The 11,414-nt window shown below is 68.6% G+C and carries 9 protein-coding genes and 1 pseudogene; 4 read left to right on the forward strand and 6 right to left on the reverse strand.

Annotation, left to right across the window (positions count from 1 at the left end):
- Positions 1 to 74: 74 nt before the first annotated feature.
- Positions 75 to 2,264 carry an FUSC family protein gene (locus ACWD4O_RS48260; RefSeq protein WP_451289504.1) on the forward strand — a complete coding sequence of 730 codons (2,190 nt, stop codon included), beginning with the start codon at positions 75 to 77 and terminating at the stop codon, positions 2,262 to 2,264.
- A gap of 45 nt (positions 2,265 to 2,309) precedes the next feature.
- Here the strand turns inward: ACWD4O_RS48260 and ACWD4O_RS48265 are convergent, their stop codons facing one another.
- From ACWD4O_RS48265 to ACWD4O_RS48275, 3 genes and pseudogenes are all read right to left on the reverse strand, one after another.
- Positions 2,310 to 3,293 carry a YVTN family beta-propeller repeat protein gene (locus tag ACWD4O_RS48265; protein WP_451289505.1) on the reverse strand — a complete coding sequence of 328 codons (984 nt, stop codon included), beginning with the start codon at positions 3,291 to 3,293 and terminating at the stop codon, positions 2,310 to 2,312.
- Positions 3,294 to 3,748: 455 nt separating this feature from the next.
- Positions 3,749 to 3,976 (reverse strand): annotated as a pseudogene (locus ACWD4O_RS48270) (VWA domain-containing protein); the annotation flags it as partial.
- Positions 3,977 to 4,033: 57 nt separating this feature from the next.
- Positions 4,034 to 4,642 (reverse strand): TetR/AcrR family transcriptional regulator, encoded by a 609-nt coding sequence (locus ACWD4O_RS48275; protein ID WP_451289506.1) that lies wholly within the window; start codon positions 4,640 to 4,642, stop codon positions 4,034 to 4,036.
- A 92-nt stretch (positions 4,643 to 4,734) separates the two neighbouring features.
- Between ACWD4O_RS48275 and ACWD4O_RS48280 the strand changes: the two genes are divergently transcribed.
- Positions 4,735 to 5,481, forward strand: coding sequence for an SDR family NAD(P)-dependent oxidoreductase (locus ACWD4O_RS48280; protein ID WP_451289508.1), 747 nt, complete (start codon positions 4,735 to 4,737; stop codon positions 5,479 to 5,481).
- A gap of 370 nt (positions 5,482 to 5,851) precedes the next feature.
- On the forward strand, positions 5,852 to 6,496 hold the full coding sequence (locus ACWD4O_RS48285; RefSeq protein ID WP_451289509.1) for a GAP family protein: 645 nt from the start codon (positions 5,852 to 5,854) through the stop codon (positions 6,494 to 6,496).
- A gap of 255 nt (positions 6,497 to 6,751) precedes the next feature.
- Here the strand turns inward: ACWD4O_RS48285 and ACWD4O_RS48290 are convergent, their stop codons facing one another.
- The 3 genes from ACWD4O_RS48290 to ACWD4O_RS48300 form a co-directional block, all read right to left on the reverse strand.
- The gene (locus tag ACWD4O_RS48290) at positions 6,752 to 8,116 is read right to left on the reverse strand and encodes a glutamate decarboxylase (protein ID WP_451289510.1); all 1,365 of its coding nucleotides are present in this window, start codon (positions 8,114 to 8,116) and stop codon (positions 6,752 to 6,754) included.
- A 180-nt stretch (positions 8,117 to 8,296) separates the two neighbouring features.
- Positions 8,297 to 8,740 (reverse strand): DUF7144 family membrane protein, encoded by a 444-nt coding sequence (locus ACWD4O_RS48295; protein WP_451289511.1) that lies wholly within the window; start codon positions 8,738 to 8,740, stop codon positions 8,297 to 8,299.
- A gap of 132 nt (positions 8,741 to 8,872) precedes the next feature.
- Positions 8,873 to 10,006, reverse strand: a complete 1,134-nt coding sequence (locus ACWD4O_RS48300) for a hypothetical protein (RefSeq protein ID WP_451289512.1) — start codon at positions 10,004 to 10,006, stop codon at positions 8,873 to 8,875.
- Positions 10,007 to 10,310: 304 nt separating this feature from the next.
- Between ACWD4O_RS48300 and ACWD4O_RS48305 the strand changes: the two genes are divergently transcribed.
- A complete protein-coding gene (locus tag ACWD4O_RS48305; RefSeq protein WP_451289513.1) occupies positions 10,311 to 11,054 on the forward strand; it encodes a helix-turn-helix domain-containing protein in 744 nt (247 codons plus the stop codon).
- Positions 11,055 to 11,414: the final 360 nt, after the last annotated feature.

Genomic DNA, 11,414 nt, shown 5'->3' on the forward strand with positions numbered 1-11,414 from the left:
GAGGCCGGGATCCCGGCCTCGCAGCCACACGGCGTGCGGCTCGGACCGCGGTGGTGATGCCGTCCCTTTTCGCATTGTGCACCCAGGTCTTCCACGCACCGGTCACGGGCACCTTCGCCGGGTTCGGGGCGTTCGCCATGCTCCTGCTGGTCGAGTTCCCCGGCCCCCTGGCGCAGCGGCTGTGGGCGCATGCGCAGCTCGCCGCGGCATGGCTGGTACTGGTCTCGCTGGGCACGCTCGCGACGCGGTCGGCCTGGATCGCGACCGCGGTGACGGTCCTGGTGGGTTTCGCCGTGCTGTTCTCGGGCGTGATCAGCTCGGTCCTGGCCGGTGCCACGACGTCGCTGCTGTTGGCGTTCATCCTGCCCGTGTCGGCGCCCGCGCCGGCGGCGCAGCTGCCTGAGCGGCTGATCGGTGTGGTGCTGGCAGCCGGGGCGTCCATGCTCGCCGTCTGGTTGTTGTGGCCGAGGACGCAGGCCGACCCGCTCGGCGCACCGGCGGCGCGGGTCTGCCGAGCCGCGGCGAGGCAACTGCGCGCCGACGCGGACTACTTCGCGGGCCGATCCCCCGGCCCCGCTTTCGGGGAGTGCCGTGCCTGTGTGAGGGTGACCGTGTCGAGCGCGCGGGAGCTGCAGCGCGTCTTCACCGCCACCCCCTACCGTCCCACCGGCTTGTCGACCGGCTCCCGGGCGTTGGTTCGCCTTGTCGATGAGCTGACCTGGCTGAGCGCGATCCTGGCGGAGGCCGCCCCGGTCACGCAGAACGGTCCGTCGGGTACCCCGGAGTCCTCGGCGGTGCGCAGGGTCGCTGCCGCAGTACTGGATCTGTCGGCGGAGACGCTCGACGATCCGGGCGCTTCCCCGGACCGCCTGCGGGCGGGCGCGGAGGAGCTTCGTCAGGCTTTGGCCGCGTTGGAGGACGGAGCCGTGAACCAGCTGCCGCTCCCGAACTCCGCAGCAGGTGGCGGGCTTGGCCTCGACACCTTCATCGACAGCCTCGATGTCTCGTTCCGGGGCCAGGAAGTGGCCTTCGCAGTCCTGCAGATCGCCCAGAACGTCGACCTCGCCCGGGCCGCAGACCAGCGCAGCTGGCCGGACCGCCTGCTCGGCCGCGAGCCGGGGACGGAGACCGGTCCACTGGCCAGCGCCGCGGAGCGCGCCGCGGCCCATCTGGAACCTCACTCGGTGTGGCTGCACAACAGCATCCGTGGTGCCGTCGGGCTGGGCATCGGGGTTGCGCTGGCCGACGTGACCGGCGTCCAGCACGCCTTCTGGGTCATGCTGGGCACCCTGTCGGTGCTGCGTTCCAACGCTCTCAACACCGGGCAGAACGTCTTCCGGGCTATCGGCGGCACCCTGATCGGCTCGGTCCTGGGCGCCGGTGTGCTCCAGCTCATCGGGCACCACACGGCCGTGCTGTGGGTCCTGTTGCCGGTCGCGGTGCTGATCGCGGGCGTGGTCCCGGCCGCGATCTCGTTCGCCGCCGGGCAGGCGGCCTTCACGCTGACGCTGGTGATCTTGTTCAACGTCGCCCAGCCCGCGGGCGTGTCAGTGGTCCTGGTCCGCATCGAGGACATTGCGCTCGGCTGTGCGGTGAGCCTGGTCGTCGGGCTGTTCTTCTGGCCACGCGGTGCGTCCGCCGCCGTCGGCAAGGCGTTGGCCGAGGCGTACGTCGACGGCGCGCGCTACTTGTCGGCCGCAGTGGACTATGCCGTCTCCAGCTGTGCTCTCGGGTCCGCGACCCTCCAGATACCGCAGGAGGGCCGCCGGGCGGCGGCGGCCGCGGCGCGGCGGCTGGACGACGCCTTCCGGACCTACTTGGCCGAGCGCGGCGCAAAGGCCGTCCCCTTGGGCGAGACGACGACCCTGGTCACCGGTGTCGTCGCGATCCGTCTGGCCGCCGACGCGATCCTGGATCTGTGGCGGCGGTCCGCGGACGGCGGGTCGCTCGACGACCGTGCCGCAGCGCAGAAGGAGCTGGTGGTCACGGCGGAGCGGATGGTTCGGTGGTACCGGAGTCTGGCCCAGGGGCTGGAGGGCGAAGGGCCGGTGCCCGAGCCCTTGGAGTCCGACCTGACGAGCAACTCCCGTCTGGTCGAGGCGGTGCGTCGCGACCTGCATGATGCCGACGGCCGGGCGACGGGGACCGGCGTCCGCATCATCTGGACCGGCGACCACCTGGAAGCAGTGCGCAGGCTTCAGACGTCCCTCGCGGCCGCTGCCAGTGACGCCGGAGCCCCGGTTGCCGTGACCGAACCGGCGTGAGGCCGAGGCAGAGAGCGATCGCTGGGGCCACATTCCGGGCTGTCGCTATAGCTCGTCGCGCACGGTGACCAGAGCATGATCGGCGCATGAGACATGAAGGCGTCGGTTTGGCCGGTCGGAGGCGATCTCGATCGGCCCGATGCTGTACTTGGCGGCCTCCAACTGCGTCTCAGACACCCGCCAGCCGCTGCGAGCGTCCAGGACCGCCAGCGTCCCGGCCTCCCAGAACGCGACGAGCAGCCGCCTGCCGTCGCCGCTCACGCCCACGGCATAGGGCTCCGGCAACACCGGATCTCCGAAGGCCACGCCGAAGAGCCCAACCCCTGGCCGATTGGACAGCGTTGACAGCCGGATGGTCCGAATTGCCTCGAGCACGGTCGTGTCGATGACCGTGATGCTCTGCGACAGCCGGTTTGCGACGTAGAGCCGCGTGCCGGATGGATCCAGCGCAGCGTCGACGGGATTGTGACCCACTTCGATGGTCGCAACGGTGCCCAAGGTCCGCGTGTCGATCGCGGATACCGTCGCATCGTTGTTGCAGACGTACACGCGATCACCGGACGGACTCGCCACCAGACACCTCGGTCGCCGACCGGTCCGGACCGTGTCCAGCACTCGCCGCGCATCGGTGTCGACCACCGACATGGTGTCGTCCTGCGCGTTCGCGACGTACAGACGATCGCCACTGCACGCCAGCGCCGTTGGTTGCTTGCCGACCTTGACGCGTGAGGTCTCGGCAGCCGCGCGCACGTCAACGATCGACACGTCGTTGGAACCGCAGTTCGCCACGTAGATCCGCTCACCGTTGGGGTCGACGGCGATACCCGACGGATTCCTGCCGACCAGGATGCGCGCGACTTCCGAGCGCGCGTGCGGGTCGACGACCGTCACCGTGCCGCGGGACCTACGAAGACTCCGCAATGATCCGACGATGCCCGGATTGGCCAGGTAGACGCGGTCCCCGGAGGGGCTCACCGCGATAGCGCGAGGAGCCTCCTTCAGCATCATCGGCTGCGAGTCGATCCGCACCGGCGCCCCCTGACGACACGAGTCCGGGCCCGAATCCTTCCATCGCCGCTTCGGTGGTGCCGGAACCCGGGCGCGGGCAGTTGGGTTGGATGGTAGGCGCTTCAGACGCTTCAGGCGCTCGCAGCGTGACCATCATCCAGTGTTGCCCTTGCAGAATCCGCAGGTAGGTCCGCCCGGCATCCGTGATGGAGAAGTACTCCCTGACGTCTCCCTCGTCACCCATGCTCGAGAACGACTTACCCGCTTTGCGCGCGATGGCGGCGGTGTCCACACTGCTCGGGAGCAACGACCTTCAGCACCAGGACCCCGAGCGCTGCCGCAGAGACCATGACGCGGGTGAGCAGCTCCCCTCTCGGACTCGTCGCCTCTTCCGCCACCGTGCCTCCGTCTCGCGCATCCGGCCGTCGCTCGCCCAAAGTACCCCTCGGTTTCGCCGCATTGGCGGTTCAGGCGTTCTACTGCAGGACCCGAGCGGTGCGAGCCGACGAGAGCCAGCTGGGGAACTCTTGCAGAAGGCGGTCGTAGAGGAGATCGTCACGTACGGCGCGCGGATCACGGCTGGCGTGGAAGAAGCCTGCGTTGTCGACGATTCGATGCCTGGGCACAGCCAGGTCGTCGAGGCGGTGGAGAAAGGCGAACTCGTTGTCGTCCGGGTCGCCGAAGCCGATGAACTGCCAGAACAGGTCGGCCACTACACGTCGGCTGGTTCCAGCGTGCGCGCGCTCCCACGGGCACTGCTGTCAGACGGGTGGCCAGTTCCGCAGCGCCGCGTCGGCCACCTGCTGGAGTTCGGAGCTGGTGGCGCCGCCGACAGCCTGGACGGCGATGCCGTTCGCCACGGTCATGAGGTATCGGGCGAGCAGTTCCGGGTCCGCGCCGGGGGGCAGATCACCCTCGTCGACGGCCTGCTGGAACCGGTGGCGGAGGCGAGTACGGCCGTCGTCGCGCCAGGCGATCAGGGCATCCTGGGCCGCACGTCCGGAGTCGCCGGCGGCCAGCGAGCCCTGCACGCCCAGGCATCCGGCGGGGCAGCCGGGGCGGGTGGTCGTGCTGACCGAGCCGGCGAGGAACGCCGTGGCCACTTCCCGGGCGCTCGGCTTCTCCAGTGCGCGGGCCGCATAGGCGGCGGGACCTTCGGTGTAGCGCTCCAGGGCCTTGCGGAACAGCTCCTCCTTGTTGCCGAAGGCCGCGTACATGCTCTTGCGGGTGATGCCCATGGCGCTGGTCAGGTCGGTCAGGCTGGCGCCTTCATAACCCTGCTCCCAGAAGACCAGCATCGCCCGCTCCAGGGCCTCGTCGGCGTCGAAGCCTCTCGGCCGGCCGATCGGCGCTTTCCGGGTGATCTCCATGGCCCCATCCTACGGCCTGGATACCGATCGGTGCAGAAGTGCTACGGTTCCATTCTGCACCGATCGGTATCTAAGTTTCGGGAGTTCAAGCAATGGGACAGCTGGAAGGCAAGACCGCAGTCGTCACCGGCGGGAGCACAGGAATCGGCCTGGCCACCGCCGCGCGGCTGGCGTCCGAGGGCGCCCATGTGTTCATCACCAGCCGACGCAAAGACGCGCTCGACAGGGCCGTCGAGTCGATCGGCTCCGCGGTCACCGCGGTGCCGGGCGACATATCGGAGCCGACCGACCTGGACCGGCTGTACGACGCGGTCCGTGACCGCGGCCGGGGCCTGGACGTGCTCTTCGCCAACGCGGGCATGGCCACGCTCGCACCGTTGGCTCAGGCCACCGGGGAACAGTTCGACCAGATCTTCGGCGTCAACGTCCGGGGCACACTCCTCACCGTGCAGAAGGCGCTGCCGCTGCTCAACGACGGCGCCTCGGTGATCTTTAACGACTCCATCCGCGCCGACGACGGCCGGGCGGCTTTCGGCCTGTACGCAGCGTCGAAGGCCGCGATCCGGTCCCTCGCGCGGACCTGGGCCAACGAGCTGAAGGGCAGGGGCATCCGGGTCAACACGGTCGCGCCGGGCGCGATCGACACCCCCGGAGTCGACATCGCCATCGGCGAGGAGAACGCGGCCGCCGTCAAGGCAGAACTCGCGGCGGGAGTGCCGATCGGCCGCAGGGGGCGCCCTGAGGAGGTCGCCGCCGCGGTGGCCTTCCTCGCCTCCGCGGACAGCAGTTTCGTGCTCGGCACCACCCTGCACGTCAACGGCGGCGAGAACCAGTTCTGACCCCGTCACACAGTCCCGAACTGTCGCGGGCGAGTCGTCGCCCGCGACAATCCGCCTGCAACCCAGTCGTTTCGGCTTCCTTGCCGGCGAACCCAGTCGTACGAGCAGGGCAGCGGCCGTGGACCCGCATCGCGCATTCGTAGCAGGTCCGGCAGCACGTCGAACTCGAAGCAGAAGCCCAGGCCACGCCTGCCGGGAGCCTGCCGGGCAGTCGGTGCCGCCATGCGGGCGTGGCCTGCTTGACCAGCCGGGCCGTCGCTTGCAGAGTCGGGATGCGGCACCGCAGCAACGCCGTCTCACTCTGCCGATCGGTCCACCCGTCCGCAAGGCGGCCGCCCGACGGTCCTGACACCCAGGAGCGGCTGATCCGATGGTCCTCAACCTGGTTGTGATCGGTACGGCCATCACTCTGGGGCCTTTGCACAACAGCGCCTTCATCCTGCTGCTCTCCTCGCGGCGCGGCGTTCGCCAGGGCCTGGCGTTCCTGTTGTCGTGGCTGGCCAACCTGGTTGTGGTGATCGCCTGCGTGGTGCTGCTGACCGGCGGTCAGCCCCCGGCCCGTCACAGCGTGCCCTCGACTGCCGCGATCGATGCCAAGCTCGCCATCGGCCTGGCACTGGTGCTGTACAGCGCACACCGGTACCGCCGACCACCCCGCCCGCACGGCCCGCCCCGCTGGACCGCCCGGATCGACAACGCCTCTCCGGCCACAGCAGCCGGTCTGGCATGGCTGCTGCAGCCCTGGGCGCTGGTCGGAGCCGGGGCCGCGACCGCTGTCGAGGCGAACCTCTCCACCCTTGCCGACTGGCTCGCGCTGACCGGCTACTGTCTGCTGGCCACGCTCAGCCTTGTCGTCATGGAGATGTACGTGGTGTGGGCGCCCGCGGTCGCGAACGCCCGGCTGAACGCCCTGCGGAACTGGATGGAGCAGCATCAGGAGCAGCTGATCGTCACGCTCTCCCTGCTCCTCGGCCTGTGGCTGGCGGCCCGGAGCATCGCCGAGCTGGTCTCCTGACAGGGACGGCTCCGACGGCGGCACCCTGCATACATCTTTGGTGGTGGTCCGACATCCCGGAGTACTGAGCCGGCACGGGCTCCCGATGTGTATCGCCTTCGACCACCGGACCATGCCCGAGCGCTCTGCGTCGAGCCCGGCGTCGCGAGGACGGCAGTGCGGGCGGCACCGATCCACAACTGCGCCGCGAGGCGCTGGAGCCGGCTGGGGGCGCCGGTGCCCGGTCACCCGGAACTGCTGCTGCGTCAGAGTGCGTCAGTAGCCGGTGCCGCGCTTGACCTGGGTCCGCTCGGTCCCGTGGGTCGCGCCCTTGGCGTCCAGCGTGCGGCACGCGTCGGCGATGTCCTGGCCCAGGCGGTCGATCTGCTCGCGGCTCATGGTCTCCTTGACCAGGGCGCGCATGATCTTCACCCGCTCCGCGTTGGGCGGGAGCGTGTACGCGGGCACCATCCAGCCCCGCTCGGCCGAGAGCTGCCAGGCGATGTCGGACTCGTCGTAGGCGTGCTCGCCGGCGAGGCGGAAGGCGACCAGCGGCAGTTGCTCGAGGTCGCTGCCGATCACTTCGAAGCGGCCGCTGTCGCGCAGGTTGTCCGCCAGTGCGCGGGCGTTCTCCTGCATCATCTTCATGACGTAGGTGTAGCCCTGACGGCCGAGGCGTACGAAGTTGTAGTACTGCGCGAGCACCATCGACGCGCCGGTGGAGAAGTTCAGCGTGAACGTCGCGTCGGTCTTGCCCAGGTAGTTCTCGTAGAAGACGAGGTCCTTGGCCAGGTCGGACTCCTCGCGGAAGATCAGCCAGCCGATGCCGGGGTAGACCAGGCCGTACTTGTGTCCCGAGACGTTGATGGACCGGACCTGTTCGAGCCGGAAGTCCCATTTCGAGTCCGGGTAGAGGAAGGGCCACACGAAGGCGCCGCTGGCGCCGTCGACGTGGATCGGGATGTCGAGGTCCCGCTTCTTGCGGACGTCCCGCAGGAGTCTGTCGATCCCGACGACGTCGTCCTTGTGGCCGGTGAACGTGGTGCCGAGGACGGCGACGACGCCGATCGTGTTCTCGTCGAGGTGGGGTTCCACGTCCTCCGGGCCGATCGTGTACTTGCCCTCGGCGAGCGGTACGATCCGCGGCTCGACGTCGAAGTAGCGGCAGAACTTCTCCCACACGACGTGGACGTCTCCCCCGAAGATCAGGTTGGGCCGGTCGGTGGACAGGCCGGCCGCCTGGCGGCGCTCGCGCCACTTCCACTTCAGCGACAGCGCGCCGAGCATGATCGCCTCGGACGAGCCCTGGGTCCGGCAGCCGGCCGTCTTGCCCGGCGCGTGGAAGAGGTCGGCGAGCATGCGCACGCAACGCTGCTCGATCTCGGCGGAGATGGGGTACTCCGCGTGGTCGATGAAATTGCGGTGGAGGTTCTCGGCGATCAGCCGTTGCGCCTCCGGCTCCATCCAGGTGGTGACAAACGTGGCGAGGTTGCGCTGCGGGTCGCCCTCCATGGCGAGATCCACGTCCACGAGCCTCATTGCGTCCGTCGCGGCCATGCCTTCCTCGGGGAAGGTCTCCGAAGGAGCGGGCACAGTCAGGAACCGGTTACCGAAAAGAGCCTCATCATCACGCTTGGTCATGCAGCGATTCAAACAGCACCAGAGCCCGCCGCGGGCGAGGGACACACCAGGACGAAACAGCGCGCCGGTCGCGAACTCGACCAGCAGCAGGCAGTCAGGTCTTTGCGCGGGCGTAGGAACATGACGCCGACCGAAACCCGGAGGCGACCTGTCCAGGCCGTGCTCCGGAAGAGCTGCCGACTACACGCGCGCCCCGTGCACATGCCGCGGCTCGACCAGAAGTCCGTAGAGGACCAGCACGGACACCAGCATGGTGGCCAGAGACCAGAACGGGTAGACCGGAAGGAAGATCATCTGCCCGACCAGGCAGAACGCCGCCAGACAGATGCCCGTCAGTCGTGCCCCTCTGGAACCCACGAGCACGCCGATGCCCGCCAGGGCCATCACGATGCCGATGCCCACCCAGATCCAGCCCCAAGCCGTGTAGTTGAGAATGAGCAGCCGGTTGCCCTGGGAATAGACGGTCGAGTAGTAGCCATGATTGAAGATCGCCACGAATCCGTTGAGCAGGTTGAAGAGAGCACTGACGAACAGCAGGATTCCCGCGAAAGCCACCCAGTGCGAGCGCTCCATCGGAGGAATGGCGTCGTCTGGCGGAGAGACAGGTTGCTGCATGGGATCCATCAGAGCCAGCATCACGGCAGGTCGCAATCGGTAAGGCCCATTCGTGTCGGTGCCGCCGCCGGCACTCCCCGGCGACCGGTTCGTGGGTGCTACGGGCCTTCGTTCCTGGCTCACCCCCGCCGTCACCCTTTGTCAATGGCTGAAGCCGCCCTCACCCTGAACAGGCACCGCTGAGACAGGCACCGCTGACGTTGCTGATCGGTATGCCTCGGCCATGGCGTGGAATGAGCGCTTCGGTGCAAGGCTGCCGTCGGACATGACCTTGCACACTCCGTAGGAGGCCATGTCGAGGTCAAAGCGCGGGTCCTCGTGGTGCGGATACTCGTAAGAGGCGAAGGTGAACCAGAATGCGGTGTCGACGCCTTCCTCATTGAAGACGTCCAATTGCCGGCGCAGGTAGTGGGCTTGTTCGTGCTCGTCGCGGATGTAGTCGCCGTCGAGGCGGGGCGGATCCGCGTCCTGGTCGACGATGGCCCAGCCCATGCCACCGCGGGCGGCGGCACCTCGGTAGGCGCAGCAGCCGAATTCGGTCGCGGCGAGCGGCTTGCCGTGCCGGAAATACTCCCGCAGGCCCTGCCGGAAGGCGTCACTGGAATCGCCGTAGGCGTCCGCACTTACGATGTCGAAAGGCGCCCAATCGACCTGTTCCCACGTTCCCGAAGCGTAGGTGATCTTTCCGCGGAACCGTGAGCGCACCGTCTCGGCGATATTGGCCAGCAACGAGTTCAGCCGGGCAGGAACCTCGGCGAGCCCGGCCAATGCCTCGGGGGCACCGCTGGTCAGGGCTTCGATTCTGGCGAGGCTGTCGGCTCCGGGGAGAATGTCGGCGGCAAACAGGCTCAACTCGCAGCCGGTGACGAAGACGTCCGCTCCCACCTCCTGGGCGCGGTCGGCACAGGTGGCGAAGTAAGGCAGCAACTCCTCGGCGGACAATTCGCAAGGGAATGGGGAGAACCACACCTCAAGCCCGGCATCGGCGGCGTGCCGGGCCGCAAGGGCCAGTCGCCCAGGGTCGCCGCCGGTGATCCGCACGGCATCGCAGTGCAGGTCGTCTGCGATGAGGCGGATCTCGCGTCGCACCGCGTCGGCGTCGAAGACGGGCCGCGAACTCTTTCCGCCCGGGGTGAAGCCAGTGTCGTAGGTGATGCCTTTGGCTCGCATCGGATGCTCCTGACAATTGATCGACATCTGCTGCTGCGTCTCGCCGGGCGTCGATGGGAAGTCGATGGAAAGCCGATGGGAATCGGTCCGGCGGACGGATCGCATGGACGACTCGGGGTGCGTCTGGAGATCGGCTCGACGGCGACCTTGGGCACGCTGCCACCTCGCATCTCCCCCAGAGACCACCTGACACCCGTGTTCGGCGATCGGAGCCGAACGTTAGGTACAAGTCGAAATGCCAGTCAACGGCGGTCTCCTCGGGATCGTGCCATGTGCGCTGGTCAGCTACGCAGCCGTCGATGCAATGACAGTGAGCGTCAATGCACGGCGAAAGAGAGGGTGTTGCAACGATCGGCGACCAGTGCACACACTGTGTGCCGAGACGACCGAGTCAGAGGAACCGACCCCGATGCCAGGACGCAGGCTGACCAGAGCCGACCGGCAGCAGATCGCCGCAGGGTTGGCGCAGCGCCTGAGCTACGCCGACATCGCCAGACGCCTGAACCGTCCCGCCTCGACGGTGAGTCGCGAGGTCGCGCGCAACGGCGGACCTGCCCGGTACCGCGCTGAACTGGCACAGCTCGCGACCACCCACCGAGCCCGGCGCCGACCACAGCCCTCCGTCCCGGTGCAGCGGACCATCGAGCATCTCGGCCCCGACCCCGACGCAACGGCCGCGTTCGTCACCGACCTAACCGCAGCACTTGTCGACACCGGCCTCCCGCGCACCGCCGCCCGCGTGATGGCCTGTCTGTTCGCCTCCGAGACCGGCAGTCGCACCGCCATCGAGATGGCGCAGCACCTGCAAGTCAGCGCGGCGACCATCTCGTACGCGGTCCGCCTGCTGGAACGGCAGGATCTGATCCGCCGCGGCCGCGACGACCGTGGCCGCCGCCACCGGTATTTCCTCGACGACAAGGCGGGCTTGCGGACCGTCGCGGCCAGCGTCGCCGCCAACCAGCGGTTCGCCGCCACCGCGCTGCGCGGCGCCGAGCTCTTCGGAGCCGAGACCGCTACCGGATCCCGGCTCGCCCTGGCAGGCCGATTCCTCGAACGCCTCGGCGACGACCTCATCCGCTCCGCTGAGAAGCACTGGCGTGACATGGCTGGTGACAGGGGCGGCAAATACACGCCGCCGAGCCACGCGGAGTAGTACGCGGCCGGGCGTCCGACTACCGGCAGGCAGACACTCTGGAAACCTGGCTTCCCTGCCGGCCGGAGAGGGCCGGACCGACGAGAGCCGCCATGCCTACCCCCGGGCCGCGCAGGTCTTCGAGGCGATCGGCGACACCGCGGCGGCGGACCGCTGCCACGCCCCGGCGGCCGCCTCCGCCCGACCTTGTGCGGGGCCCGCCCGGGGGGGAGTTGGGCGGGTACTTCTGCGTGCTGTTCTGCGTGGCCCTGCCGTTGCTCCATGGCTTGACTGGTGGGCACCGGGACAGACGTCAAGGCGCTGTCCCTCCAGGTCGGGAGTGAGCCATGGCAACGATCAGGAACATCGTCCTCGTGCACG

This window comes from Streptomyces sp. NPDC002623 (assembly GCF_053592635.1).

Bases quoted from the DNA above. Each gene is read 5' to 3' on its own strand.
- ACWD4O_RS48280 (WP_451289508.1), top strand. From the start codon at position 4,735: ATGGGACAGCTGGAAGGCAAGACCGCAGTCGTCACCGGCGGGAGCACA.
- ACWD4O_RS48275 (WP_451289506.1), bottom strand. From the start codon at position 4,642: ATGGAGATCACCCGGAAAGCGCCGATCGGCCGGCCGAGAGGCTTCGAC.
- ACWD4O_RS48300 (WP_451289512.1), bottom strand. From the start codon at position 10,006: ATGCGATCCGTCCGCCGGACCGATTCCCATCGGCTTTCCATCGACTTC.
- ACWD4O_RS48295 (WP_451289511.1), bottom strand. From the start codon at position 8,740: ATGGATCCCATGCAGCAACCTGTCTCTCCGCCAGACGACGCCATTCCT.
- ACWD4O_RS48285 (WP_451289509.1), top strand. From the start codon at position 5,852: ATGGTCCTCAACCTGGTTGTGATCGGTACGGCCATCACTCTGGGGCCT.
- ACWD4O_RS48290 (WP_451289510.1), bottom strand. From the start codon at position 8,116: ATGACCAAGCGTGATGATGAGGCTCTTTTCGGTAACCGGTTCCTGACT.
- ACWD4O_RS48305 (WP_451289513.1), top strand. From the start codon at position 10,311: ATGCCAGGACGCAGGCTGACCAGAGCCGACCGGCAGCAGATCGCCGCA.